Below are 25,334 nucleotides of genomic sequence, written 5' to 3'. Positions count from 1 at the left end.
CCCTATCTGTCGGGCCCTCCCTTGCAGGTGACTCCCGCGCCCGAGCTGCAAGGCCGTGGAGCCAAGGCTGACTGATTCCCGACAGGTAAACTGGATCTGTGTCTCACTCCGACAGGACCTGTGATGAGAATTCCTGCCCCCAATTTCTGGCCCGCCGCCCGCACCGGGCAGCGCTGGCTGCTGAATGCCCGACGCCGGGTGGCCACCGTTGACGGCCACCGGATGGTTTACCTGGAGCGGGGCGAACCCGGCCCCGGTCGGCCAACAGTCCTGCTGATCCATGGCTTTGCTGCCATGAAAGAGAACTGGGCCTTCTGGCTACAACGGCTGCCGCGGCACTGGCATCTTCTGGTACCGGATGTTCCGGGCCTGGGCGAAAGCGATTACCGGGAGAATGCCAGCTACCGCTACCTGGCCCAGGCCCTGCGCCTGCGCGAGTGGCTCGCCAGCCTGCCAACGGACAACATTCACCTGGTGGGTAGCTCCATGGGGGGCGCCATCGCCGCCGTACTGGCCCACGAGATGACGCAGGCACCCCGTTCCCTGACCCTGCTCAACAGCGCCGGCATACCCGAGCACCCCGATGTGGACCTGGACCTGCCTTTCGAAACCGATCGCGACGACCTGCTGATTCCCCGGGACTGGAAAGGCGTCTACCGGATGTTCAACAGCGTCGGCAACGGCAAGGCCACGGCCACCGGTATCGCCATGGCCGGCCTGCTGGGACCGGATCTGTTGAGCCGTACCGATGCCCTCCGGCACATTTTCGCGGACATGGTCGCAGACGCCCTGGCCCCGGCCCGTTATCTGGGGCCGGACACACCACCACTTCAGGTCCAGTGGGGAGACCGGGATGTGATCACCCCGACCCGCTGCGTCCGCTGGTTCGAGACCGCCACGCCCGATGCCGAAGTGCATGTCTTTCCCCGGGTCGGCCACCTGCCGATGCTTGAGACTCCGGGCAAGTCTGCCGCTGTGCTGGAACGCTTTGTCGAACGCCATGCCCGGTGACAGCGAGCCAACCGGTGTATCGGGTCAGTCGGGCCAGTTGGCCCGACCGGCCTTGGCCCCCGTCAGACCAGCCATGGGAATGCTCAGCCACGCCGGCATAATCCCTCAACATCACCGATCCATTACATAACAAAAACGGTACTGAACGAGGAAACCCATGCGCGCCTCCGTCTCGACTGCTCAGGATCTGGGTATGCCGGCCATCTACCTGCACACCCTGGCCGGATTGCTCCACAGGATTGGCGTCGACGAACAGGATCTTCTGCTCCGCGTCGGCCTGGACCCCACCCGTCTGAACTGTCCGGAGCTCAGGGTAAGCCAGGCCCAGGCAAGCGAGTTTGTCACCCGCGCCATCATCGAAAGCGGGGAACCTGGCCTTGGCATCCTGCTGGCCCGGGAAATGAAACTGCCTCTGCACGGCACCCTGGGTACGGCGGTGATGAGCAGCCGGACCCTGAAGGATGCCCTGGAACTGGTCACCCGCTACCTGACCCTGCGCGCGCCGCACCTGAAGGTGAACCGGCACAAGTTCGAGAGTCATGCCCGCTATACCGTATCCTGCGACGTCGACATGGGTCCCCTGCAGGGCTTTATCCTCGATGCGACCCTGTTCGGCTGCGTTTTCATGGGAGCCCAGCTGACGGGCACGCCGGTGGATGGCACCCGGATTGTCAGGCAGGGCCCGGAACCCCACTATTTCCAGAGGTTCCGCCAGGTCATCCCGGTACCCGTGGAGTACGAGGCCCGGGAGGATGCCCTGATCATCCCGGAAAGCCGGCTGGCATTGCCCATCCGGTTCACCAATGACCAGCTCGCTGCCGCCTCCCGCGCCCAGTGCGAAGAGGCCCTGCAACGCCTGACCGAGGATGCCTGTTTCGCCAGCCGGGTCCGGCGGGTGATTGAAACCAGCCATCCGTTTCCTCCCAAGCTGGCTCGCGTGGCCGGCACCTTGTTTGTCTCGGAACGAACCCTGAAACGGCGCTTGCAGGAGGAGGATGCCAGCTTCCAGAACCTGGTGGACCAGGTCCGGCTGGAACGGGCGGGGGAACTGCTGACCAGCACCGGCATGAACCTGAGCCAGATTGCCGATGCCCTCGGCTACGCCGACGCCGCCAATTTCACCCGGGCGTTCAAACGCTGGACCGGCGAAAGCCCGAGCCAGTACCGCAATAAAGCGCTCCGGCCCGTGGCCACGGCCTGATCAGTCGATACCGATGATCTTGTGCATCTGCAGGGTCAGGCGCCAGCGGGGGTGGGCCAGGCAGTAATCAGTGGCCTTGCGGGTGTTGCTTTGCTTGACCGGGTCGTCACCGGTCGCCGGCAGGCTCGGAGAGGCCATGGGCGACAGGAAGTAGTGCCGGGCCCGGATATGCTCGAACCGTTCCGGCATGGCCAACGGCTGCGGATACACCAGCTTGAGTTCATCACAGGCCTCGATGACTACCGGCGCATCCGCCTTGGGGCTGACGCACAGCCAGTCAATGCCGGCGGGTGCCGGCAGGGTACCGTTGGTTTCCACGCCGACCTCAAAGCCGGCACGGTGAAAAGCGTCGATCAGGGCTTCGTCGAGCTGCAACAGGGGCTCACCGCCGGTGCATACCACGTAGGGGCGGCCCGGCGCCTCGGGCCAGAGACTGCGGATATGCCGGGCCAGCTCGTCTGCGGTTTCAAACCGGCCCCCGTTCTGGCCATCGGTGCCGACAAAGTCGGTATCACAGAAATCGCACACTGCACTGACGCGATCCTTCTCCCGGCCGGTCCACAGGTTGCACTTGCTGAACCGGCAGAAGACCGCCGCCCGGCCCGCCTGGGCACCCTCCCCCTGGAGCGTGTAGAACGCCTCTTTGACCCGGTACATCAGACCTGCTCCTCGTATTCCAGCGGATCGGTCACAGCATTGGCGGCAAAGGCCTCGAGCCGTTCCACGCACGAACCACAGCGGCCACAGGCCTTGTCCCGGCCGTTGTAACAGGTCCAGGTCTGACTGTAGTCAAGGCCCAGCTTCAGTCCCTCGGCCAGGATTTCGCCCTTGTCCATACGAATGAACGGTGCCTCGATCCCCACCGGCTCGTAATTGGCTACCCGGCACACCGCATCCATCTTCTCGACAAACTCGGGGCGGCAATCCGGATAGATGGCGTGATCCCCGCCGTGGGCACCGAACCATACTTCCGAAGCACCTGCCGTCACAGCGTATCCGGTAGCCAGGGACAGCAGGATCATGTTGCGGTTGGGCACCACCGTCGACTTCATGCTGTCCTCCTCATAATGGCCCTCGGGCACCTCGGTGTCGGAGGTCAGGGAAGAACCACTCATGACTTCGGACATGGCGCGGATGTCGATTTCCTTGTGGGGAATGCCAAGGTCCGCGCATACCTGCCGGGCGCAATCCAGCTCACGGACATGGCGCTGGCCGTAATTGAAGGACAGGGCGTGAACCTGATAGCCACGGGCCCGGGCCAGGTGCAACAGGGTGAAGGAGTCCATGCCTCCGGAATAGATTACAACCACGGTTTCAGTCATTCAGGCTCCCACAGGTTTCCGGGACAACAACGGTGTGTCATCGGGGTTTTACATTGAGTGGACATATTGTAACAGTGGACGCACAGGTTGGGTTCGCGTCTCGGGTACGGGGCGGGTAAACTCAACGAAAAACAACGCAGCAATGACCCTGACACCATGACCAGCGAATTCACTCCGGCATTCATCGATTTCGAGGCTTCGAGCCTGGATCTGATTGCGAGCTACCCGATTGAGGTGGGTATCTGCATGCCGGATGGAGAGCTTCACAGCTGGCTGATCCGACCCCACGTACTCTGGCAGGACTGGTCACCAAGCGCGGAACAGATTCACGGGATTTCCCGGGACACCCTGAACGAGGAAGGCAAGGCGGTGGAGGAAGTGGCCCACCAGCTGAACCGTCTATTGCCGGAGCAGGTGTTCTGTGACGCCTGGACCTTCGACAGCTTCTGGCTGCACCGGCTGTTCCGGGCCGCAGGTGTGCAGACCGAATTCCAGCTGGAATCAATCTCCATGCTGCTGAACAGCCAGCAGGTCCGGTTGTGGTCGGGCGTTCGTCAGCAGGTAATCTCGGAACTGGGATTACCCGTTCACCGGGCTGCCAACGACGCCCTGATCCTCCACAGGACCTGGCGGCGGATTATTTTCCAGGACGAAGCCGCACTGCAATGAACTGCAGGCCGTCCTTGAGGGTATGCAGGGTCCAGTAAGTTGCCACGGCCATCAGTGCCGCGCCGGCAACGGTAAAGCTCAGGTCATCCCCTACAATCTTGTCCTGGGCCAGCACCATGTAAACCGCCAGGGCGGCGATCAGTGCAATTTCAACGATAAAATCAGAACGGAACTTGTTTCTGGCAGATCCGGGTTCGTCGGGCATTTGCTTCGGTTTCAACCTCTGTATTCAAGATAAGTCAATTGACAGGTTAGTGTGCAAATTATCGCCAATCCGGACTGATCCATCTGTACGAAGTAGTGGCTACGAACTTTCCGAGATGCCAAAAAAAACGCAGCCAAGGCGGCTGCGTAGAAAGGAGAGATCCATTGATACCCGACTCGGCAGGTATCGCGGATTGCACAACGTAAAAACACGTGACGCTGCAAATTATGGGCTTCCCGGGCGCATCCGTCTGTACGGGTTTGCCGAAGCCGGAGGGCTCTTGCAAACCGTCCGATAGCCTATACACTGAGTAGTGAACCGAAACCAAAGAGCCGGTATGACCAGGATGATTTTACAGTTCATTGTTTACCCAGCCGCTGATTGCCAGAAAGGGCAGTCTGCGCGCGCCATGGTGAAAGACATCTAACGGCTTTCGGTCAGTCCCGGGAGCCTTCGCAGCGACCGGGTCAGCTTCTCCGCCAAACCCCGGTTGCCCTTGGCTCCGGGGTTTTTGTTTTTGCAGCCGCAAAACGACAAGGAGAACATCATGAAAAGACGTCCGACAACACGTGCGGCGAACCAGCCGATGGGCAACCGCCAGGGCCCGATCAAGCGCCCGGAAAAACTGCCGCTGCTGGATGCGATCTGCAAGAAGCTGAACCAGCGCGTCAATCTGGATGATGAACAGCGGGTGCTGGGACTGTATGAGCGAGGCTGGATCTTCAACGGCGTGCTGGCCAATCTCAGTGGCGCCGAGGCCCGGTATGTGCGGGCACTGGCCACCCGCTACAATTCCTGGATTGCCCGCCAGGTGGCCTGAGCAGGCAGCCAGCTTCGAACGGAAGACTGGACCGGTCAATGTTGCCGGTTCAGTCCCTCCAGCATCGCCATCTCACCACCGTGAACCATCGCGTAGTTATTGATCACATCGTGAATCTTGTCCTGGGAATAGGGCTTGACCACGTAGCCGTTGGCACCGGCGCTGATCGCCCGCTGGATGCTGTCGATGGAATCGTCCGCGGTCACCAGCACAATATGCTGCTCTTCCCGTCGCCGCTTGAACTCCTGCATCAGCTCATGACCATCGCCATCCGGCAATCCCAGATCCAGCAGGATGATGTGATACTCACTGGCGTCGAACGCCTGCCTCGCTGAGACTGCATCCACCGCCCCGGTCACTTCCGTGGCACCGGCCCGGTAGAGCATTTCCACCAGGCGTTCCCGCATCAGGGGCTCGTCTTCCACCACCAGAACTTTCAGATCCGTCATCGGTTTTCTCCACTGATTCCTTGGCTGTACCTTGTATCAAAACATTGCCGGTTACAGCCGGTCATTGCCGGTCCGCCGGGGCAGGTCCAGGGGTGCCGGCCGGGGCCTGCTGTCCTGCTCCGGGCTGTCCGCCGGCCTGCCATCGTCCTGCCCCAATGCGAATGCTTCGGTGCCGAACCGGGTCAGCAGGTTACTGATGCTCACCGCGGTGCTGTACAGCGATATGGCGATGATCAGCAGGACCGGCTGGACGAAAGCAACAAAACCGGGCACTTCCTCGTTACCGACGATGCTCAGCATCAGGATAATGGAAGGACCGAGCACCACGAACAGGGTCAGGGCAATAAAGAAGACAATCCGCTCCTTGTACCGTCCCAGCTCCCGGTTGGTCACCAGGCCCAGGACAAACTTGCCGATCGCCAGGCCCGCCAGGATGGCGGCGGCAATGCTCAGGTCCGGCTGCATCAGGGTGTCGTACAGCCGCCCGTCCCAGAGCCGTTGCATGCCGATCACCAGGAAGGGAAAGAGCACAAACAGGATATCGGCGTAGGTTCCGTACATCATGCTCAGGGAATACTGTTCACTGCGTTGGGGCGACCTGTCTGTCATGGCATTTTCCTGTTGTTGCTGTTATCGGATACGCAGGGTTGTGTCGCTGCAGCCGCGCGGGCACGGTCTATCATGTCATCGAGTACCTCCAGTTCGCTGCCAATCCGGCTCCAGTCCGGCTCGCCAGGCTCCTTCAGCATGGCTTCGAGAATCCCGGCCTGCCGGGTCATCGCAGGGTATCCCATGGCCCCGGCGGTACCCTTGATCTGGTGCGCCTCGGTGCGCAGGGCGTCGGACTGCCGGTTCGCAAGCGCGTCGTCCATCACCCGCTTGCGTTGGGCCAGGCCCTCCAGAAAGCGGGACACGAGTGCTGCAATTTCCCGGTCTTCATCAGGCTTCTGGGCCTCTCGCACGGGATTGGCCATATACCTGCCCAGGATGGTCTCCAGGCGGGACTGGTCTATCGGTTTATTCAACACCCCGTCACAGCCGGCTTCAAGCAGGGCATCGGTTTCCTGCTGATCACCGGCGGTGAAAGCAATGATCGGGTGCCGGAATCCGGCCTGACGAAGCAGCCGTGTCGCGGCCACGCCATCGAGCCCTGGCATGTGCCGATCCATCAGCACCAGGTGCACCGTGTCCGACAGCGCCGTGCGCACCGCCTGATCCCCGCCACTGACGGCAATAACTTCCAGCCCCAGCCGGCGCAGCATGCGCTCCACCAGCTGCCGGTTTTCCTCGTTGTCCTCCGCCACCAGCACCCGGCCCTGGTAACTACCGCGCCGGTCCGGCACCGCGTCCTGTCGCACCACCAGGTAACGGGCCAACACCTCGTAGAAACGCTGCTTGTCGATGGGCTTGGCCAGGTGCTCGTTACAGCCGGCCCGGCGGTAATCGGCAATGTCCTCGGCCATCACGTTGGCGGTCAGGGCAATCACGGGCGTATTCACCCCCGCCTCCCGGAGCGCGGCGGTGGCGTCCCGGCCATTCATCACCGGCATCTGGATATCCATCAGAATCAGGTCGAACGGCTCCCGGATGGCCAGTTCCAGGGCTTCGGCACCATTGACCACGTGTACCAGATCCGCGCCGGTGCGCGACACCAGCAGGGACACCAGACGCCGGTTAACCTCGTTATCCTCGGCACAGAGAATGCGCCCGGTGAGCCGGGGTGCGGCCACCATGGGAATGGCTCGCCGGCGCTGGCTGAGTTCGGAGGCATCCCGGAGAAAATGCACCTGATCCAGCGGGCCGGTGCGGATTGACAGCTCGAATTCGCTACCCTCACCGTAGGTGCTGGCCACGGTGATATTGCCACCGAGCAGCTCCGCCAGCCGCCGGGAGATACTCAACCCCAGGCCGGTACCGCCATACTGGCGTGAAATCGCCGCACTGCCCTGGGCGAACGGGTCGAACAGCCGGCGCAGCTGTTCCTGCTTCATGCCGATCCCGGTGTCCACCACCCGGGCCATCAGCATCCCGGTCTCCCGGTCACACCTGATGCTCAGGGAGATCGAACCTTTTTCCGTAAATTTGAGCGCATTTCCGCACAGATTGATGATGATCTGCCGGAAACGCGTGGGATCGGTGCGGATCTGCTCGGGCAGCGGATACTCGCAGATGATGGAGAAATCCAGACCCTTCTCCCGGGCACGGGGAGTGAAGAAAGCCCGGATCTCGTCCAGCAATTCCGGCAGATTGACCGGAATCACATCCACATCGAGCTTGTTGGCATCGATCTTGGAGTGGTCGAGAATGTCGTTGACCAGATCGAGCAGGTGGCGGCCGCTGCGCACCACCGTCTCGGCGCTGCTCTTCTTTTCCGTCTCGGTCAGGTCCGGATCCAGCAAGGTCTCGCCGTAGCCGATGATCGCTGCCAGCGGCGTGCGGATCTCGTGGCTCATGTTGGCCAGGAACTGGCTCTTGGCCTCGGCCGAGTTGCGCGCCAGTTCTTTCTCCAGCCGCTCCTGTTCCCGCTCCCGTTCGATCCGCTGGCGCTGTCGGCTCTCGGTCACATCGATGCAGGTACCCTCCAGATGGGTGGGCTCACCGTCGGTATCGTAGGCGGTATGCAGGGATATGGTAGCCCAGCGTTCCTCGCCATCCCGGGTCAGGTACCGGGCCTCGATGCCCTTCACGGTGCCCCGGGCCTCCAGCTGTTCAACCACCAGGCGCCGCAGGCGGTCATCCGCGATACAGGTTTCCAGTACATCCGGATTACGCCGCAGCAGCTCCCGGCTACTGTTGTAACCGAGCATCCGGGCCATGGCCGGGTTGGCGGTCACGAAGCGGCGGTCCGGAGACATCTGGAACACCCCCTCCACGGCATTATCGAACAGCGACTGGTAACGGCGGAGGTTGGCCAGTGCCCGCTCACTCCAGCCCAGGGCCTCCCCCTGCACCTGCTTGATGCGGTCAGCCAGGGCAAACGAGAACAGGATGATCTGGGCGGTAAGGCCAAACTGGGGGGAATAGCTGGTGAAGGTGTTCAGTGGCAAATACCCCATGACTGTCAGGGCATAGATCCCGAACCCGATCAGGGCCAGGGTCCAGGCAAAGAAGTAGGACCGCGCCGCCGGGTTGTAGTAGCGCCAGGACAGGTAACTGACCACGATCAGGATAATGCTGAGCAGAATGGAGCCCAGCACGATCCACTCCATGGCGACGTGATAGGGCAGGAAGAAGCAGAGAACGAAGGTAGCCCCGACAGAATACAGGCACAGACGGACAATCTGGTCCAGGTCCCGGGAACGCTCCCGGGTCTCCAGCAGCGAACGGGCCATCAGCAGGCCCCAGAACCAGGTCAGTACAATCTGGAAGTGCAGGTATTCCTTGTTGAACAGGACCGGGCGGCTGTCCAGCAGCTGTACGCCATGGACCTGCTCGGTGAAGATGAAGATGGTGGCCGAGACCAGGTACAGGACGTAATAGACGTTACTCCGCTCGCGCACCGATACTGCGACGAACAGGTTGTAGGCAAGTATCGCCAGCACCGCCCCCAGCAGTACGCCCCGCACCGCCTCATCCACGGAAACCTTCTCGATGTAACTGTCCGGATGCCAGAGGCTGATAGGGAGGCGGAAGGTATTGGTGTTGGTAATGCGCAGGTACACCGTGTTGACCGTGTCCGGCGCCAGTTTCAGGCGGAAGGTGGGATTCGGAACGGCCAGGTCCCGCTCCTGCCAGTTATCCTGGTACCCGGCCTGACGCTGGTCCACCAGCTCGCCGTCACGCACCAGGAAGAGATTGACCTGATCCACCAGGGGCAACGCCAGCTCCAGGATCCAGTCGGTCCGGGCCGCGCCGGCCCGGGGCTCCAGGTCCATGCGGGTCCAGTAGGCAGATTCGGTATAGCCAAAGTTGAGCACGCCGCCTTCATGGCGGGTGAAGGCCCCGGGCTCCAGTGCCAGCACCTCCCGGAATGTCATGGATTGTCCGGGATCTTCCAGGTACGAGACGCAACTGCCCAGGTTCCGGATGCTGCTGGTATTTGAATCAAGCACCAGCTTGCCGTCACGGCACAGGTCCTGAGCCGCCACCGTCGACGGCAGCAAAACCAGCGCCAGCAGCACCCATACCATCAGGGCCGGGACCGAAACCAGGTTTGTGAGCCGTTGCTGCAAAATGTGATCTCCGCGAGGGCAGATGCCGGTGTTATGTTTTATTGTCAGCATTCGGGCCGAAGCGGGCCCCGCGCGTATCCACTTTAGCGGTTAATGATCCGTAACGCATCTCAGGGCCTTCTGAAATGAGACATTCCTGCATTTTCGCCGTCTTTTCCCTCGCTTTGGTGAACCTTGGCGGTTGTGGCCTTGAGGATACCGGCCCATCGGCGCTGAATCCGGCCACCAACGTGGACCCGGTATTCTCCAGCTTCACCCTGACCGAACAGACGTCCACCACCCTGTTCCACGACCTTTCCCTGGCCGTTGAACCGGCTACGTCAGACAACAGCCAGGCCAGCGCCATGGCCAGGGACATCCGCCAGCAGCTGTCCGCGTTTCTAACCATCGCCTACAACGAGGTCACGCCTCCGACCATTGCTTCGGTGCGCAACCCCCTGGATCTCATGCGCCGGGTCATCGGTGAAGGGGAGATTGCGAATTTCGTGGAAGCCCGCCAGTACATCAGTGACCGGATCGACGCCGGAGAAGCCGGTGAATACAGCAACACCACCAACGATGTGTCTGTCCGCTTCACCGACCAGGGCGCGTTCGAGGAAGGTTTGCCAGTGGCGGACTATGAATGGCGTTATCCCATCGTCAAATGGGTCTACACTCCGGACACCTCGAACCTGGTGACCCGGGTGTTTACCTGGGTGTCCTCCGGCACCTTTCCCGAAGGCAGCACCCGGCCAAGCGCGACCCTGGGTACCGAGTTTCTGCCCCGGGATTTCCTGACCACCGGCTACAACGATCAGGCCCGGCTGCACAGCGAAGGCAGTATTGTGATTGAGGGCGAGCGGGAAATGGCGTTTGTCCGTGAGTACGACGGGCTGAACACGGACACCATCAATATCGACGGCACCGACATTGGAACCAATCAGGGCACTACCGGAGGTCCTGAGTTCTCGTTTGCCGGCGAGACGGTCGACTGCCTGAAAATCCGGATGCTTTACGCCGAGCAACGGGTCGAGGTGTTCACCTCACTGGATCAGCCGCCACGGGTGGAGAATCCGGACAACCCCGGTGAACTCATGTCCAATCCCGATTACTGCCTGAACCGGGATGCCTCGACCCACAGCTACCAGGCCATGAACACCGGGCTACGCATCTGAAGTGGTCTTCAGCGCGGGCCACCGTCCTTCAGGTTCCAGCTCTGCAGAAAGCCCTTCTTGCGATCGAGTAACCGTTCATAGGTCGAGATCAGGATATCGGCATGGGGTGCCCGGCTCAGGCGAAGGCTGGCGATACGGCGTTCGAGGTGCTCGACTTCCGAGCTGATGCGCTCGCGCACATGGCTGCGGACACTGTCGTGGTGATCGAGCTTTACGGCCCGACGGATGGGTTTTTCGGGGGAAGCTGGCTTGTCCATTTGCGGCCTCGTCCATTGAGTCATGAATAATCCATATTCTTTCAGCGAGAGTCTGCCCCTTTCCGCGGTAGCCTGCAATAAAAATGAATATAGTTTCACTTTTATTGACGGTTCCGGGGGCAGGACCACGTCGACCAGCACATTACACGACGAATCCCCTGCTATAGTTCCTTGTAGCACCGAATCTCTCAATCGGCCAATTCCGGCCCGCAATGAATCGAGCACGCCATGACCCAGACCACCATTGCCGACACTCTGCGCGAATACCAGTCCCTGCTGGAGCTGCTGGACGATGCCTACTGGGAAGCGGGCAGCATCCAGCACAAGGACATGCTGTATGACATCATCAGCGTTCTCAGTCAGGAGATTGCCGAGATCAACAAGCTGAACACCCAGGACCACCACTATCCCTACGAAGTCATCACCGAAGGGATGCGGCGCCTGGTACCCAAGCTGGAGCGGCTGGATGAACAGCGTGAGGACGTGATCCAGCGCACCCAGACGCTGACCGATTTCCGGGACCTGCTGTCATCGGTGCTCGGCATCCTCGAAGCGCAGGTCCAGACCCTGTAATCAGGCGGCCACCAGGGGCCGCTGGGTCTCCGGAATCAGGGGGAACTGCCGGCACACGGTATAGACGAACTTCGCCAGCGCCGGCAGGTGGTGCGCGACAATAGGCAGCCCGGTGTTGAGCAGGCTGACGGAAATATCCCGCGCCGGGTCGGCCCAGCACAGTTTGTTGATCAGGCCCACATGGCCGAAGGCGTAACGGCTGTTCGGCCCCCACAGACCAACGGGATTGCCCCCCAGCATCATGCCGGCACTGAACCGCATGGGAACCAGCATGGTGCGGTCGATCTGCAGGGAGCCGAATTGCTGGATGGCACGCTTGACCGTGATTTCACTGCAGACCCTGCGGCCGTTCCAGATACCCCCGTTGAGCATCATCTGGAAGAACCGGCCCATTTCCTCGGCGGTCCCGCACAGGTTGCCGGCCGGAATCACCGCCTCCTGAAACCGCGGGTCGTTGGTCACCGACTCCACCGTTCCGATATCGCCGCCCAGGGCCCGGCGCACCACCCAGGACACCGGGAAATGCGGTGTCGGACCGGTGGCGTAATTGACCGCCAGGTCATTGAGATTCTCCGGCGCAATGCCATAGGTGAACCACTTCATCCCCATGGGCTTGCGCAAGTGTTTGTCCAGATAGTTCTCGATGGTATCGCCGGTGACCTTTTCCAGCACCCGTTGCAACACGAAACCACCGGTGATCGCGTGGTAGGCAACCTTGGCGCCGTCCACTTCCACCGGCCGGGCCTGACACAGGATGCGCCAGATTTCGTCCCGGTCCCAGAGCACTTCGATGGGAGTCTCCCTGGGAATGGCCGGAATCCCGCCCCGGTGGGAAAGAATCTGGTGCACGGTGATGGTTCGCTTGCCACGGCGGGCAAACTCCGGGCAGTAGTAGGACACCGGGTCCATCAGGTTCACCAGCCCCTGCTCGGACAACATGTGCATCAGCAACGCCGTGACCGCCTTGGAGGCGGAGAAATAACAGACCGGGGTGTCCGTGGTCATCGGTACCCGCACCACATCGCGTCCGTCGTGGGGACCGTTGCCACTGGCATGGCCGATGGCCCGGTGCAGGACCTGGTGCCCCCGGTGCCGGACCGATACCTGGATACCCGGATGGACCCCGGTACGGTATAGCGATTCGACACTCTGCCAGATCGCCTCGACCGTTTCCCGGCTGATACCGGCGGCATCCGGATGTTCACCGGCCACGTCCCGACTGGTGACGGAACTCAGGTCTTTGGCAATCAATGAGGTATTCAGGGCTCGACGGGCAATGGGGATCATGGCTGGTACTCTGACATCCTGGACTGATTTTTATTGTAGTGTGGACAGCCCGGCCGTCGGTGGCATTGGCCGAAGCGGAACCCGGTTCGCGTCACTGGCTGCACTCAGCCACGGGCGTCCTTCCGGTCATTATGATCCCCATCGACCTCCGGCGCCATCACCACACAGTTCCGGCCCCGGCTCTTGGCGGCGTACATGGCGCGGTCCGCCGCTGCACACAGGGTGGCTGCATCGGAGCCGTGGTCGGGATAGACCGCCACGCCGACGCTGATGGTCATGGGAACCGCCGGGCCGTTGTTCAGCGGATGCAGCTGGCCACTGACCCGGTGACGGATCCGTTCGGCGGTTTCATGGGCTTCATGGACGCCCATTTCCGGCAGGATGATGACAAACTCCTCACCGCCAAACCGGCCTACCGAATCGACGCTGCGCACGCTGTCATCGAGCAACTTGCTGACGGACCTCAGCACCGAGTCGCCGGCAGCATGGCCGTAGGTGTCGTTGATTTCCTTGAAGTGATCGAAATCCACCCATAGCAGGGCCATGGGGCGGTTATAGCGGCGGGCCCGCTCAAGTTCCTCCTCCAGCAGGCGCGAGCTTTCCCGCCGGTTATACAGGCCGGTCAGGGGATCGCGGGTTGCCAGCTCCTCCAGCTCGTCCTCCAATGCCTTTCGGTCGGAAATATCCAGGATGATGCCTTCCAGCAGGATTTCGCCGTCATCGTCCTCGACACCACGGCCACGTTCCCAGACCCAGATCTGACGGCCATCCTTGCGGATCAGCGGGTATTCAATGGAGAAGGGTTCCCGATTCTCAACCGCCTTCCTGACCTCCTCCACGACCTTTTCGCTACTCTGGGGATCGGCTATCAGTTCGGCAAAGGTGACCTTGTGATTGCGAACCAGTTCTCCGGGCAGGTAACCGGTCAGCCGCTCGCAGCCCTGGGACACGAACAGCATGGTCCAGTGTTCGTCAAAACGGCAGCGGTAGGCCATGCCCGGGAGGTTATCCATCAGTACCGAAAGTTGTCGCTCGCGCCGGCGCAACGCCTGACGCTGGTCATACTGCAGGGCCAGCAACTTGCGATCCTTGTGGAACTGTCGAAGGGTGGCGGCAAACAGGACGGCGCCGGTTACCATGACGAACAGGAAACCCTTCCAGGTCTGGACCAGGGACAGGGTGTCGGCGTCAGAAAACCAGGCTTCGACCAGACGGTCCGAGAAAACGATCCAGACCAGCCCGACCGCGATATAGATCGCAGCCGCCCACAGGGCCCGGCGGGCGGGACCCCGGTGATCGGACAATCGCCTGTTCCGCTGCTTGTCGACACCGGTTGAAGCCATGGATACCCTGTTATCAGATAACGGTGCTGGATGTGTACGAAAATAGCCGCACCGGGCCCATAAGTCGAGCATAATGCCAGTCGTCCCGCCAACCGCAGCAGGAGTAGCCATGACCCCCGGAATCAATGTGGCGAAGAAAGCCAGGGTTCCCCACCGGATTCACGAATACGACCACGATCCCAACAGCGAGAGCTACGGCACCGAGGCGGCTGAGAAGACCGGCGCCGATCCGGCCCGGGTGTTCAAGACCCTGGTGGCCTCGGTGGACAACCGGGAGCTGGTGGTAGGTGTCCTGCCGGTGACCGAGATGCTCAGCATGAAACTGATCGCCAAGGCAGCCGGCGGCAAGAAGGCCACCATGGCGGACAAGCAGGAAGTCCAGCGGGCCACCGGCTATGTCCTCGGCGGTGTCAGCCCTCTGGGCCAAAAACGGCGCCTGAGAACCTTTATCGACCAGTCGGCTCGCAACTTTGACACCATCTATGTCAGCGCCGGCCGCCGGGGCCTTGAGATTGAGCTGGCGCCTGAGGACCTGGCCAACCTCACCTCCGCTCAATTTACCGACCTGCAACAGGCATAGGGAGGCCCCGTGCAGCACGCAACGGATCTGCTTCTGATCGGCGGCACCCTGCTGCTGGCGCTGGCCGCACACGGGCTGGGCCAGAAAATCCATGTGCCGCGGGTAACCCTGTTGTTGCTGGTGGGGGCCGCATCCGGTCCAGACATGCTCGCCCTGCTGCCCGAGGACAGCGACCAGAGCTTTACCCTGATTACCCAGCTGACCCTTGCCATGGTCGGCTTTTTGCTCGGCGAACGGATGTCGGTCAAGAATCTGAGTGAAGGCCGGGAAGCGCTGATCGTGAGTCTGGCCGTGACCCTGGTGACCGCGGCCACGGTGGCGCTGGCGGTCTGGCTGATTACCGGCAACGGTGCCGCGGCGCTGCTGCTGGGCTCCATTGCCACCGCAACCGCACCGGCTGCCACCCTGGACGTGCTCCGGGAAGCCGGTGCCCGCGGGCCCCTGACCCGGCTGGTGTACCAGGTGGTGGCCATTGATGATGCCTGGGGCGCAATCCTGTTCAGCCTTGCCCTGGTCACCGCGGGCCTGCTGGCCGGTACCAGCCAACCGGGTACCGACGCGCTGCTGCACGGCGTCACGGAAGTCGGCGGCTCGATTGTACTCGGGCTCTTGCTGGGCTTCCCCATGGCCTGGTTGACCGGGCGCCTGCGGCCGGGGGAACCCATGCTGCTCGAATCCGCCGGTTTCGTTTTTGTGGCGGCGGGAATCGCGGGCCTGTTTGAACTGTCCTACCTGCTCACCTGCATGACCCTGGGGGTGGTGGTTGCCAACAGGGCGCGCCACCATGTCCGGCCTTTCCGCTCCATTGAAGGCATCTCCGAGCCATTCCTGGCGCTGTTCTTCTTCATGGCCGGCTACCAGCTCGAATGGTCCGCCCTGCCCACCCTGGGAGCACTCGGGCTGGCCTATGTCGGTGCCCGGATTGTCGGCCGACTGCTCGGAGGCCAGATCGGTGGCTACCTGGCCGGCTCGGACCACCACACCCGAAAACGCATCGGCGCCTGCCTGATGCCCCAGGCCGGTGTCGCCCTGGGCCTCGCCCTGGTGGCTACCGACCGGTTCCCGGAAATGAGCTATATCCTGCCCCTGGTCATCGGGGCAACGGTGATTTTCGAGCTGGTGGGGCCGCCACTCACCCTGATCCAGCTGCGCCGCGCCGGTGAAATCGGCAAGGGTTATGAGGAAGAACCGGACGAAGACTGACGACAGCCAATAAAAAACCCGGAGCAGCTCGGAGCTGTCCGGGTTTCATCTCAGGTGGCCGGAACAGACGCCCGGCCGGTTTCCCGAGGGATCACTTCACGGATGCGCACGCATCCTCGAGGATCTTGTTGAAGGTTTTGCTCGGCTGCATGACTTCGCAAACCTTCTCCATCGGCGGGTGATAGTAACCACCGATATCCGCAGGATGACCCTGCACAACCGTCATCTCTTCCAGGATCTTGTCCTTGTTCTCTTCCAGCTGCTTGGACAGCTTGCCGAAGAACTCCTTCAGTTCCTTGTCATCGTCCTGCTTGGACAGTTCCTCGGCCCAGTAGCGGGCCAGGTGGAAGTGGGAACCACGGTTGTCCAGTTCGCCAGTTACCCGGGACGGAGACTGGTTGTTCTCCAGCAGGCGCTCGGTGGCCTTGTCCAGAGTCTGGCCCAGCAGGCGGGCACGCTCGTTGTGATGCTTCTCGCCCAGCTCCTCCAGGGACACGGCCGTAGCCAGGAACTCGCCCAGGGAATCCCAGCGCAGGTGGTTTTCCTGAATCAGCTGCTGCACGTGCTTGGGCGCGGAACCGCCGGCACCGGTCTCGTACAGACCACCACCATTGAGCAGCGGTACGATGGACAGCATCTTGGCACTGGTGCCCAGTTCCAGAATCGGGAACAGGTCGGTCAGGTAGTCACGCAGCACGTTGCCGGTCACGGAGATGGTATCCAGACCACGGATCAGACGCTCCATGGTCCAACGGATGGCGCGCACCGGAGACATGATGCGGATATCCAGACCCTCGGTGTCGTGATCCTTCAGGTACTTCTCGACCTTCTTGATCAGCTGGGCGTCGTGGGCACGCTCGTCGTCCAGCCAGAACACCGCCGGCATACCGGTGGCACGGGCACGGTTGACCGCCAGCTTGACCCAGTCGCGGATCGGCAGGTCCTTGGTCTGGCAGGCACGCCAGATGTCGCCTTGCTCGACGTTGTGCTCGGTCAGCACGGCGCCGTCCTCGGTCACGACGCGGACAATGCCGTCTTCCTTGATTTCGAAGGTCTTGTCGTGGGAACCATATTCCTCGGCCTTCTGGGCCATCAGACCTACGTTCGGCACGGTACCCATGGTGGTGGGATCGAAAGCACCGTGGGTCTTACAGAAGTTGATCACTTCCTGGTAGATGGTGGCGTAGGTGGACTCCGGCATTACGGCCTTGGTGTCCTTGAGCTTGTTGTCACGGGCCCACATCTTGCCGGAGTTACGGATCATCGCCGGCATGGAGGCGTCGACAATCACGTCACTCGGTACGTGCAGGTTGGTGATGCCCTTGACGGAATCGACCATGGCGATTTCCGGACGGTGCTCGTAGCACGCGTGCAGGTCTTCCTGGATCTGCTCCTGCTTGGATTCCGGCAGCTGCTTGATCTTCTCGATCACGCTGGAGAGGCCGTTGTTCGGGTTCACACCGATCTCGTCGAACAGCTCACCGTACTTGTCGAACAGGTCCTTGTAGAAAACCTTCACCGCGTGACCGAACACGATCGGGTGGGAGATTTTCATCATGGTGGCTTTCACGTGCAGGGAGAACATGACGCCGGTCTTTTCGCAGTCTTCGATGGCATCTTCGAAGAACTTCACCAGCGCCTTCTTGCTCATGAACATGCCGTCGAGCACTTCGCCTTCCTGCAGCGGCAGGTCGGATTTCAGGACGGTCTGCTCGCCCTTCTTGTTCTCGAACACGATGCGGGCGTTGGTGGCCTTGTCCAGGGTTACGGACTGCTCGCTGGAGTAGAAGTCGCCACCGCGCATGTGTGCCACGTGGGTGCGGGAGGCCGGGCTCCACTCGCCCATGGTGTGCGGATGCTTGCGAGCGAAGGCCTTGACCGCAGCCGGGGCGCGACGGTCGGAGTTGCCTTCACGCAGTACCGGGTTAACGGCACTGCCGAGCACCTTGGAGTAACGCTCCTGGATTTCCTTCTCTTCGTCGGTCTCCGGATGCTCCTTGTACTCGGGCACCTTGTAGCCCTGCTCGTTCAGCTCCTTGATGGCTGCGCGCAGCTGGGGGATGGACGCGGAGATGTTCGGCAACTTGATGATGTTGGCGTCCGGATCCTTGGTGTACTCACCCAATTCAGCCAGGGCATCCGGAACCCGCTGGTCTTCCTCGAGGTAGTCGGGAAACGCTGCCAGGATACGCGCCGCGAGAGAGATATCGCTGGTTTCGAAGTCGATACCAGCCGGCTTGGCGAAGGTTTCCAGGATGGGAAGCAGTGACCGGGTGGCGAGGGCGGGGGCCTCGTCGGTCAGTGTGTAGACAATCTTGGCTTTGGATGATGTCATTTTCGTCCTCAGGCTATTGGGTGGGTTCAGGACGGTCATTGCAGGGTCAGGCGTCTTTTGGACGTCCGGCCTGTGCCATGACTGATTTCGGAACTTTTGATAGACCTACTAAGATACCATTTTTTCGTAATTTTTGGTTACGATCTTAGTATTAGAACGGACTAAAAATGCCGGATCTTCGGTTACAGGACGATGAAATGGCGGGAATTTACGAAATTTTCTAACATTATGATTTTTCTGGTTTGGGAGTGTCGCGGTGGTGTGGCCGCCTCCCAAAACCCGCTCAAGCCCGTCCATGGGGCGCTTGAGCTCCGCCATCCATGGCTCCGCACAGTTTTGGGAGGCGGCCACACCACCGCTCTTCAGACCACTCAGTTAAGCCCCCGAACGAAGGTCCGGCACGGCGTATTTCAACCCGGTTTTGTCAACAATACGCCATGGCAGACCATCAAGGCTCCCTAACCTTCCGGCAACAAATTGGCCTGCTGGAGCCGGTCCCGGATCTGGTCCAAAGCTTCCGGATTGCCCAGGGCATCCCGGTTGTCGGCTTTTTTCGAGCCGTTGATCAGCCGGGCCACCGCCAGCTCTACCTTCTTGCCGCTACGGGTGTAGGGAATGTCCGGTACCTGGACGATGTGTTTGGGCACATGCCGGGGGCTGGCGCCTTCGCGGATTCGGGTTTTGAGCTGTTTTCTCAGGTCGTCGGTGACGTCCTGGCCGTCGGCGGGGACGACCAGCAGAACGACTTCCACGTCACCCTCGATCTGGCGGCCGACCACGAGGCTGTCTTTGACCTCGGGGATGGTTTCCACCTGGCGGTAGATTTCGGCGGTGCCGATGCGGACGCCGCCGGGGTTGAGGGTGGCGTCGGAGCGGCCGTAGATGATGGCGCCGCCGTGTTCGGTGAATTCGATGAAGTCGCCGTGGGCCCAGACGCCGGGGAAGGTGTTGAAGTAGGCATCGCGATAACGCTCGCCGTTCGGGTCGTCCCAGAAGCACACGGGCATGGACGGCAGGGGCTGGCGGCAGACGAGTTCGCCGCGCCCTTCGCTGACCGGTTTGCCGTCATCGCCGTAAGCGACGGCGTCGACGCCGAGGAAGCGGCACTGGATTTCGCCGCGGCGTACCGGGAGCAGCGGGGTGGAGCCGACGAAGCAGCCGCAGATGTCGGTGCCGCCGGCGATGGAGCCGAGCAGCACGTTCGGGGCGCCGTCGGTGTACATCCAGTCGTAGTCTTCGGGTAGTAGCGGGGAGCCGGTGGAGAACACCACGCGCAGGGCGCTCTGGTCCAAGGTTTTCGTGGGCTGGAGTTCGGCCTTGCGGCAGCCGGCGATGAAGCGTGCGCTGGTGCCGAAGTGGGTGACTTTTTCCCCGGCCACGGTGTCCCACAGGAAGCTGAGGCTGGGGTAGCCCGGGGAGCCGTCAACGGTGATCACCGCGGCACCGGTCAGCAGGGCGGAGGCCTGCCAGTTCCACATCATCCAGCCACAGGTGGTGAAGTACAGGAAGCGGTCCTCGGGGCCGACGTCGCCGTGCAGCATCAGTTCCTTGGCGTGGTTGACCAGCAGGCCGGCGGTGCCGTGGACGATGCACTTGGGTTTGCCGGTGGTGCCGGAGGAATAGAGGATGTAGACCGGATGGTCCGGGTCCATCGGGGTGAAGGACGGGGCCTGGCCACGGCCTGCGGCCAGGGCGTCTTCCCAGGTGGTGACCAGCTCACCGGGGATGGGGGCTTCGTCCGGCAGCTGCGGGATGCTGACCACGGTCTTGAGGGATGGCAGGCCGGCGATCAGTTCGGCGAAGTCATCCTGGCGGGCGAAGACCTTGCCGCCGTATCCATAGCCGTTCACCACGATCAGGGCTGACGGTTCAATCTGCCCGAAGCGGTCGTTGATGGCACCGATGCCGAAATCCGGGGAGGCGGAGCTCCAGATGGCGCCCATGCTGGTGGCAGCCAGCATACCCACCATGGCTTCATAGCCGTTGGTGACCACACCCGCGACCCGGTCGCCCTGCGCGATGCCCTGGCTGCGCAGGAAGGCCTCGAGGGCGCCGGTGTCGGCCTTGAGTTCGGCGTAGGTCTTGCGCAGGACCGGGCGGGTTTCACAGTAGGCCACCACGGCCTCTTTGTCGGCGTGGTCACCGTCCGCCAGCCGCAGCAGGTTGGCGGCAAAGTTCAGCTTCATGCCGGGGAACCACTGCGCTCCGGGCATTTCCCGCTTGCCCAGCACCTTGTCCGCGGGAGTATCACAGACCAGGCCACAGTAATCCCAGACCTTCTGCCAGAAGGTGTCGAGCTCAGTGATGGACCACTGGTGCAGGGCATGATAGTCGGCAAACGGACCGAAGCCCTGCTGCTCCAGCCAGGCCTTGAACCGGCCCATGCGGGAGTGCGTCAGGGTGTCTTCCGTGGGAGACCAGACTACCGGTGATTGTTCTGTATTGCTCATCCGTCTCTCCTGAGTGTTACTGCATATGCCAGCCGTGACTGACCACGATCGACTGGCCGGTCAGGGCGGCGGACGGGAAAGCGGCCAGGTGAACGGCCAGTTCCGCAACGTCTTCGAGGGTGGTGAACTCCCCGTCCACAGTGTTCTTCAACATGACTTTGCTGATCACTTCCTCTTCGGAAATGCCCAGCTCCCTGGCCTGTTCCGGAATCTGCTTGTCCACCAGGGGCGTACGCACGAACCCGGGGCAGATGATGTTGCTGCGCACCCCGTGTTCCGCCCCCTCCTTCGCCACCGCCCGGCACAGCCCGAGCATGCCATGCTTGGCCGCCACGTAGGGCGCTTTCAGCGGCGAGGCTTCCAGCGAATGCACCGACCCCATGTACAGCATGGTGCCGCCACCGCTCTGGTACATGTGCTTCAGCGCGGCACGGGTCACCAGGAAGGCGCCATCGAGGTGCACGCTCATGACCTTGCTCCAGTCGGAATAGGCGAGCTTGTGCACCGGATCGATGTGCTGGACGCCGGCATTTGCCAGAGCGATGTCCAGACCGCCCCACTGTTTAACCACATAGTTTACGTTTACGTCAACTTCTTCTTCGTTGGTGACATCCATTTTAAGCGCCATGGCGGTGCCACCCGCCTGCTCTATGGCCGCCACGGTTTCCCGGGCCGACTCGAGTGTCAGGTCGGCTACGGCGACTTTGGCACCTTCACGGCCATAGGCCTCGGCGATGGCCCGGCCGATGCCCCGGCCGGCCCCGGTGATCAGTGCGATGCGGTTTTCGAGACGCATGGTTTTGTCCCCTTGTTGTTATTCATGGAAAGTCTAGCGGAAAAATGCCGGGGCCCCGGTCAGGGCCCACCATAAACTTCGTTGGGCAGCCAGGTGGCGAGTGGCTGGAACCAGAACACCAGGGCCAGGGCCAGCAGCTGCAGGGCGATAAAAGGCAGTACGCCCAGATAGATATGCCGGGTGGTGATCCCTGGCGGGCACACGCCCTTGATGTAGAACAGCGAGAAGCCCACCGGCGGCGTCAGGAACGAGGTCTGCAGACAGATGGCGAACATGATGGCAAACCACACCGGTTCCACTCCCAGCTTGAACAGCACCGGCGCCACCAGGGGCAGGATGATCAGGGTGATCTCCACCCAGTCCAGGAAGAAGCCCAGCAGAAAGGTGATGAACAGAACCGTCAGCAGGATGCCGGTGGTACCAAACGGCAGGCCGGTGATGGCACCTTCGATCACTTCGTCGCCACCCAGGCCGCGCAGCACCGAGGCGAACACGGTGGCGCCGATAAAGATGCCGAAGATGAACGCCGAGGTCCGGCTGGTCTGGTACAGGGATTCCTTCAGGGTGGCCATGTCCAGGCGCTTGCTCACCAGCGCCATCAACAGGGCACCACCGGCGCCGACCGCCGAGGCTTCGGTGGTGGTGGCAATGCCGAAGAAGATCGAGCCCAGCACCGCGATGATCAGCGCCATCGGCGGCAGTACCGCCCGGAGTACATCCAGCCAGGCCCGGGCATCAAAGGGCTCCCGGTTCTTCGGAGCCGGGGCCAGGTCTTTTTTCAGGAACGAGGCAATGAGGATGTACAGGATGTACATGGCCCCGAGCATGATGCCCGGAATCAGCGCCCCCATGAACAGCTTGCCGACGGAGGCATCGGAGGTGCCCAGGCGGTCAGCCATCAGTACCAGCATGATGCTTGGCGGTACCAGGATGCCCAGGGTGCCCACCGAACAGGCCGTGCCCACGGCCAGGGACTTGTTGTACTGGGCCTGCATCATCGGCCCCAGGGACAGCATGCCCAGCAGCACCACCGAGGCACCGACGATACCGGTGGACGCGGCGAGCAGAACGCCGACAATCACCACGGTGATGGCATAGCCACCCCGCAGCGGGCCCAGCACCCGCACCAGGCTGTGCATCAGTTTCTCGGCAATACCGGAGCGGTCGAGCATGATGCCCATGAAGATGAACATGGGCAGCGCCACCATCAATTCGTTGGCGACGATACCGTAGATCCTGGCGTCCAGCACACCGATGGTGCCTTGCCAGGTGAACCACAGCGGAGAGTCGAAATACTCCACCATAACGTGTCCGACCACGCCGAACACAAGGCCAATACCCGCCAGTGACCAGGCTACCGGGAAACCCAGCAGCAACAGCACCATGAAGCTGGCGAACATGGCGATAACAAGAATCGCTTCTACACCCATGACGTCTGCCTCTTCACTCAGGGATTGGGATGGCCGGTGGACCGGCGGTCATCTTTGGGGGGCGTCACCGCTCTCGGGAAGCCGAACAGGTAAGTGGCGCAGCGCAGGGCCCGGGAGAACAGGGCGATCATCACGAAGGCCAGCCCCAGGGGCAGCATGCTCTTGAAGATGAAACGGTAGGGCAGCCCGCTCGGTGCCTGGGATCGTTCGTCGTAGATCCAGGCCTTCCAGGCATAGGGCACCAGGGCGTCAATCATCAGGTAGATGACCGGCAATGCCAGCAGCAGGATGCCAAGCAGCTCAATCACCGCCTGAGCCCTGGGCGAGAATTTTTCCTTGAGTACATCGACCCGTACATGATCATCCCGGACCACCGCATATCCCAGGGTGAGCATGGTCGCGGTACCAAACAGGTGCCAGGACAGCTCCTCGAGGGCGATGGAGCCCTGGGACAGCACGTACCGTGAAAACACATTGATCAGCACCACGACAAGGACGCCGATCCAGAGCCAGGAGCTGAGGCGGCCAACCGCCACCACCAGCCGGTCCAGGCGCCAGGACAGGGCGTTGGCGGGCAGAAAATCGTCGTCCGGTGTCGGGGATTGGGCATCCCTGGACGCATTGGTATCAGTCACAACAACCTCGGTTCATTCGGATGGGGGAGGGAAAGCAGACAGCGGGAACCCGCTGTCTGCCGTGATCATCATCCGCTGATCAGTCGTACTGGTAGAAATCCCGGGGCAGGTAGCCGTTGGAGTGCCAGATGGAGTGGTGCTCCATGAACTCGCGCTGGCTGGTCAGGACCCGCTTGAACATTTCGTCCTCGGCGGCGATCTCGTCCAGCACCTCGTTGGTCACCTTCTGCAATTCACGCAGGACCGGCTCCGGCAGGGTCTGGGCAGTCACGCCTTCCTTCTCGTACTCGCGCAGGGCGGTCGGCTGGGCCCACTCGCTCTCGGCAAAGCCTTTCAGGGTAGCGGACTCACAACCCATCTCGATCAGGGCGCGGGTCTGGGGCTCAAGGCCATCCCAGGTGTCCTTGTTGACCAGCAGGTGGGAGGTGGTCAGGGTCTGGTGCCAGCCCGGCATGATGTAGTTCTTGATGATCTGGTCCAGGCCCAGCATCTTGTCGATGGCCGGCTGGGAGAACTCGGTTGCGTCGATGGTCTTGCGTTCCAGCGCCTGGTAAATCTCGCCACCAGGCACCATGGTCACGGACGCGCCCAGCTTCTCCAGCACCTTGCCACCGATACCGGCAAAGCGGATCTTCAGGCCGTCGAAATCACCCATGCCTTCAATCGGTTCTGCGAACCAGCCGGCACCTTCGGGACCGATGATGGAACACAGCATCGGATGGATGTTGCGCTCGGCGTAGATTTCTTCCAACAGCTCACGGCCGTCACCCTCATAGTACCAGGCCAGGTAGGCCGGCGGCTCCATGTTGAACGGGGCGCCCGAGTAGAGCGGCAGGGCGGGAATGGTGCCCTGGTCATAGCCGACCCAGGTGTAACCGGCCGGGTACTTGCCACTGCCAACGGCATCCATGATCTCGAACGGCGGAACCAGCTCGCCCGGCTCATAGTAGCGCATCTGGATGTCGCCGCCGGAGATTTCCTTGAGGTTCTCGGTCAGGTGCTTGACCGGCGTGGTCAGACCCACCAGGTGGGAGGGGAAAGCCAGGGGTACCTGCCAGCGGACCTTTTCCGCAGCCAGGGCGTCACTGCTCGCCAGGCCGCCGGTAATGACGGCAGCGGCGGTAATTCCATAGGTCAAACGGGAAAGCTTGTGCTTGATAGACATGAAGTTTGATCCTTCTTGTTGTTTTCTCGGACCTGCGCTGTGGCGCGGGTCGGGTCCGGGTTTGGCCAGACAACGCAGGCATTCAGACTGAACCGGGTTCGGGTCCAAGATGTGAGCGTCAGTCTTGTTGTCTGCGTTGTTCTGACGTCCTGCAACCACGGCATAGCAGAGGGCGTGCCAGATCGGCATTCCGTTTATTTTTCAACGTACTAGGTGACGAACAGCAATTAGAGGGGGACAGAGCTGTCCGATATTCCGGACACTTTCAGACCCGGGT

Annotated in this window: 24 protein-coding genes; 8 read left to right on the top strand and 16 right to left on the bottom strand. The window is 61.7% G+C overall.

Annotated features, from left to right (window positions below):
* Window positions 1-123 precede the first annotated feature (123 nt).
* Together BM254_RS03450 and BM254_RS03445 are read left to right on the top strand one after the other, a co-directional pair.
* On the top strand, window positions 124-1,011 hold the full coding sequence (locus BM254_RS03450; protein ID WP_091998656.1) for an alpha/beta fold hydrolase: 888 nt from the start codon (window positions 124-126) through the stop codon (window positions 1,009-1,011).
* Between the two features lie 157 nt (window positions 1,012-1,168).
* Window positions 1,169-2,212 (top strand): helix-turn-helix transcriptional regulator, encoded by a 1,044-nt coding sequence (locus BM254_RS03445; protein WP_091998652.1) that lies wholly within the window; start codon window positions 1,169-1,171, stop codon window positions 2,210-2,212.
* Here BM254_RS03445 and queE read toward each other — a convergent pair whose 3' ends face one another.
* On the bottom strand, window positions 2,213-2,869 hold the full coding sequence (gene queE, locus BM254_RS03440) for a 7-carboxy-7-deazaguanine synthase (RefSeq protein ID WP_091998648.1): 657 nt from the start codon (window positions 2,867-2,869) through the stop codon (window positions 2,213-2,215).
* Complete coding sequence (queC, locus tag BM254_RS03435; protein WP_091998644.1) at window positions 2,869-3,534, bottom strand: 7-cyano-7-deazaguanine synthase QueC; 666 nt, start codon at window positions 3,532-3,534, stop codon at window positions 2,869-2,871. Before queC ends, queE begins: the two co-directional genes overlap by 1 nt.
* A gap of 156 nt (window positions 3,535-3,690) precedes the next feature.
* On the opposite strand from queC, the gene BM254_RS03430 reads away from it, so the two are divergent.
* Window positions 3,691-4,203 carry a 3'-5' exonuclease gene (locus tag BM254_RS03430; protein ID WP_091998640.1) on the top strand — a complete coding sequence of 171 codons (513 nt, stop codon included), beginning with the start codon at window positions 3,691-3,693 and terminating at the stop codon, window positions 4,201-4,203.
* Here the strand turns inward: BM254_RS03430 and BM254_RS03425 are convergent.
* Window positions 4,172-4,408, bottom strand: a complete 237-nt coding sequence (locus BM254_RS03425) for a hypothetical protein (RefSeq protein WP_091998637.1) — start codon at window positions 4,406-4,408, stop codon at window positions 4,172-4,174. The two genes, BM254_RS03430 and BM254_RS03425, sit on opposite strands and share 32 nt — an antisense overlap.
* Window positions 4,409-4,955: 547 nt before the next feature.
* Here BM254_RS03425 and BM254_RS03420 point away from each other — a divergent pair.
* Entirely contained in the window at window positions 4,956-5,228 is a 273-nt protein-coding gene (locus BM254_RS03420; RefSeq protein WP_091998635.1) for a hypothetical protein, read from the top strand.
* A gap of 35 nt (window positions 5,229-5,263) precedes the next feature.
* Here BM254_RS03420 and BM254_RS03415 read toward each other — a convergent pair whose 3' ends face one another.
* The 3 genes from BM254_RS03415 to BM254_RS03405 are packed head-to-tail and all read right to left on the bottom strand — an operon-like array spanning window position 5,264 to window position 9,807.
* Window positions 5,264-5,677 (bottom strand): response regulator, encoded by a 414-nt coding sequence (locus tag BM254_RS03415; protein WP_091998630.1) that lies wholly within the window; start codon window positions 5,675-5,677, stop codon window positions 5,264-5,266.
* A 51-nt stretch (window positions 5,678-5,728) separates the two neighbouring features.
* Complete coding sequence (locus tag BM254_RS03410; protein ID WP_091998627.1) at window positions 5,729-6,286, bottom strand: hypothetical protein; 558 nt, start codon at window positions 6,284-6,286, stop codon at window positions 5,729-5,731.
* Entirely contained in the window at window positions 6,283-9,807 is a 3,525-nt protein-coding gene (locus tag BM254_RS03405; RefSeq protein ID WP_091999190.1) for a response regulator, read from the bottom strand. Before BM254_RS03405 ends, BM254_RS03410 begins: the two co-directional genes overlap by 4 nt.
* Window positions 9,808-9,974: 167 nt before the next feature.
* Between BM254_RS03405 and BM254_RS03400 the strand changes: the two genes are divergently transcribed.
* The gene (locus BM254_RS03400; RefSeq protein ID WP_091998624.1) at window positions 9,975-11,003 is read left to right on the top strand and encodes a hypothetical protein; all 1,029 of its coding nucleotides are present in this window, start codon (window positions 9,975-9,977) and stop codon (window positions 11,001-11,003) included.
* An 8-nt stretch (window positions 11,004-11,011) separates the two neighbouring features.
* On the opposite strand, the gene BM254_RS03395 is transcribed toward BM254_RS03400, so the two are convergent.
* Window positions 11,012-11,260: a hypothetical protein gene (locus tag BM254_RS03395; RefSeq protein ID WP_091998619.1), complete on the bottom strand. Its 249-nt coding sequence runs from the start codon at window positions 11,258-11,260 to the stop codon at window positions 11,012-11,014.
* Between the two features lie 228 nt (window positions 11,261-11,488).
* On the opposite strand from BM254_RS03395, the gene BM254_RS03390 reads away from it, so the two are divergent.
* Entirely contained in the window at window positions 11,489-11,833 is a 345-nt protein-coding gene (locus BM254_RS03390) for a hypothetical protein (RefSeq protein ID WP_091998615.1), read from the top strand.
* On the opposite strand, the gene BM254_RS03385 is transcribed toward BM254_RS03390, so the two are convergent.
* A complete protein-coding gene (locus tag BM254_RS03385; protein ID WP_091998612.1) occupies window positions 11,834-13,120 on the bottom strand; it encodes a serine hydrolase domain-containing protein in 1,287 nt (428 codons plus the stop codon).
* 104 nt (window positions 13,121-13,224) lie between these two features.
* On the bottom strand, window positions 13,225-14,463 hold the full coding sequence (locus BM254_RS03380; RefSeq protein WP_091998609.1) for a sensor domain-containing diguanylate cyclase: 1,239 nt from the start codon (window positions 14,461-14,463) through the stop codon (window positions 13,225-13,227).
* 109 nt (window positions 14,464-14,572) lie between these two features.
* On the opposite strand from BM254_RS03380, the gene ybaK reads away from it, so the two are divergent.
* Together ybaK and BM254_RS03370 are read left to right on the top strand one after the other, a co-directional pair.
* Complete coding sequence (gene ybaK, locus BM254_RS03375; protein ID WP_091998606.1) at window positions 14,573-15,043, top strand: Cys-tRNA(Pro) deacylase; 471 nt, start codon at window positions 14,573-14,575, stop codon at window positions 15,041-15,043.
* A 9-nt stretch (window positions 15,044-15,052) separates the two neighbouring features.
* A complete protein-coding gene (locus BM254_RS03370; RefSeq protein WP_091998602.1) occupies window positions 15,053-16,246 on the top strand; it encodes a cation:proton antiporter in 1,194 nt (397 codons plus the stop codon).
* 91 nt (window positions 16,247-16,337) lie between these two features.
* On the opposite strand, the gene BM254_RS03365 is transcribed toward BM254_RS03370, so the two are convergent.
* The 7 genes from BM254_RS03365 to BM254_RS03335 form a co-directional block, all read right to left on the bottom strand.
* Entirely contained in the window at window positions 16,338-18,581 is a 2,244-nt protein-coding gene (locus BM254_RS03365; RefSeq protein WP_091998600.1) for an NADP-dependent isocitrate dehydrogenase, read from the bottom strand.
* Between the two features lie 108 nt (window positions 18,582-18,689).
* Window positions 18,690-18,899 carry a hypothetical protein gene (locus tag BM254_RS17645; protein WP_139227005.1) on the bottom strand — a complete coding sequence of 70 codons (210 nt, stop codon included), beginning with the start codon at window positions 18,897-18,899 and terminating at the stop codon, window positions 18,690-18,692.
* Window positions 18,900-19,039: 140 nt separating this feature from the next.
* Window positions 19,040-21,031, bottom strand: a complete 1,992-nt coding sequence (locus BM254_RS03355) for an acetoacetate--CoA ligase (RefSeq protein WP_091998594.1) — start codon at window positions 21,029-21,031, stop codon at window positions 19,040-19,042.
* A 16-nt stretch (window positions 21,032-21,047) separates the two neighbouring features.
* On the bottom strand, window positions 21,048-21,827 hold the full coding sequence (locus BM254_RS03350) for a 3-hydroxybutyrate dehydrogenase (RefSeq protein WP_091998590.1): 780 nt from the start codon (window positions 21,825-21,827) through the stop codon (window positions 21,048-21,050).
* A gap of 59 nt (window positions 21,828-21,886) precedes the next feature.
* Complete coding sequence (locus tag BM254_RS03345; protein ID WP_091998587.1) at window positions 21,887-23,257, bottom strand: TRAP transporter large permease; 1,371 nt, start codon at window positions 23,255-23,257, stop codon at window positions 21,887-21,889.
* Between the two features lie 17 nt (window positions 23,258-23,274).
* Window positions 23,275-23,892: a TRAP transporter small permease subunit gene (locus BM254_RS03340; protein WP_091998584.1), complete on the bottom strand. Its 618-nt coding sequence runs from the start codon at window positions 23,890-23,892 to the stop codon at window positions 23,275-23,277.
* Window positions 23,893-23,971: 79 nt separating this feature from the next.
* A complete protein-coding gene (locus BM254_RS03335) occupies window positions 23,972-25,057 on the bottom strand; it encodes a TRAP transporter substrate-binding protein (RefSeq protein ID WP_091998581.1) in 1,086 nt (361 codons plus the stop codon).
* Window positions 25,058-25,334: the final 277 nt, after the last annotated feature.

The organism is Marinobacter pelagius, from assembly GCF_900114925.1.
Classification (GTDB): Bacteria; Pseudomonadota; Gammaproteobacteria; order Pseudomonadales; family Oleiphilaceae; genus Marinobacter; species Marinobacter pelagius.
Note: the sequence above shows the minus strand (reverse complement) of the source record. Positions and strands in the feature narration are given on the sequence as shown.

Coding starts and splice junctions, on each gene's coding strand:
- BM254_RS03445 (WP_091998652.1), top strand. CDS start 1,169: ATGCGCGCCTCCGTCTCGACTGCTCAGGATCTGGGTATGCCGGCCATC.
- BM254_RS03420 (WP_091998635.1), top strand. CDS start 4,956: ATGAAAAGACGTCCGACAACACGTGCGGCGAACCAGCCGATGGGCAAC.
- BM254_RS03365 (WP_091998600.1), bottom strand. CDS start 18,581: ATGACATCATCCAAAGCCAAGATTGTCTACACACTGACCGACGAGGCC.
- BM254_RS03380 (WP_091998609.1), bottom strand. CDS start 14,463: ATGGCTTCAACCGGTGTCGACAAGCAGCGGAACAGGCGATTGTCCGAT.
- BM254_RS03430 (WP_091998640.1), top strand. CDS start 3,691: ATGACCAGCGAATTCACTCCGGCATTCATCGATTTCGAGGCTTCGAGC.
- BM254_RS03385 (WP_091998612.1), bottom strand. CDS start 13,120: ATGATCCCCATTGCCCGTCGAGCCCTGAATACCTCATTGATTGCCAAA.
- queE (WP_091998648.1), bottom strand. CDS start 2,869: ATGTACCGGGTCAAAGAGGCGTTCTACACGCTCCAGGGGGAGGGTGCC.
- BM254_RS03355 (WP_091998594.1), bottom strand. CDS start 21,031: ATGAGCAATACAGAACAATCACCGGTAGTCTGGTCTCCCACGGAAGAC.
- BM254_RS03395 (WP_091998619.1), bottom strand. CDS start 11,260: ATGGACAAGCCAGCTTCCCCCGAAAAACCCATCCGTCGGGCCGTAAAG.
- BM254_RS03350 (WP_091998590.1), bottom strand. CDS start 21,827: ATGCGTCTCGAAAACCGCATCGCACTGATCACCGGGGCCGGCCGGGGC.
- BM254_RS17645 (WP_139227005.1), bottom strand. CDS start 18,899: ATGGCGGAGCTCAAGCGCCCCATGGACGGGCTTGAGCGGGTTTTGGGA.
- BM254_RS03335 (WP_091998581.1), bottom strand. CDS start 25,057: ATGTCTATCAAGCACAAGCTTTCCCGTTTGACCTATGGAATTACCGCC.
- BM254_RS03425 (WP_091998637.1), bottom strand. CDS start 4,408: ATGCCCGACGAACCCGGATCTGCCAGAAACAAGTTCCGTTCTGATTTT.
- BM254_RS03415 (WP_091998630.1), bottom strand. CDS start 5,677: ATGACGGATCTGAAAGTTCTGGTGGTGGAAGACGAGCCCCTGATGCGG.
- ybaK (WP_091998606.1), top strand. CDS start 14,573: ATGACCCCCGGAATCAATGTGGCGAAGAAAGCCAGGGTTCCCCACCGG.
- BM254_RS03450 (WP_091998656.1), top strand. CDS start 124: ATGAGAATTCCTGCCCCCAATTTCTGGCCCGCCGCCCGCACCGGGCAG.
- BM254_RS03345 (WP_091998587.1), bottom strand. CDS start 23,257: ATGGGTGTAGAAGCGATTCTTGTTATCGCCATGTTCGCCAGCTTCATG.
- BM254_RS03410 (WP_091998627.1), bottom strand. CDS start 6,286: ATGACAGACAGGTCGCCCCAACGCAGTGAACAGTATTCCCTGAGCATG.
- queC (WP_091998644.1), bottom strand. CDS start 3,534: ATGACTGAAACCGTGGTTGTAATCTATTCCGGAGGCATGGACTCCTTC.
- BM254_RS03390 (WP_091998615.1), top strand. CDS start 11,489: ATGACCCAGACCACCATTGCCGACACTCTGCGCGAATACCAGTCCCTG.
- BM254_RS03400 (WP_091998624.1), top strand. CDS start 9,975: ATGAGACATTCCTGCATTTTCGCCGTCTTTTCCCTCGCTTTGGTGAAC.
- BM254_RS03405 (WP_091999190.1), bottom strand. CDS start 9,807: ATGGTATGGGTGCTGCTGGCGCTGGTTTTGCTGCCGTCGACGGTGGCG.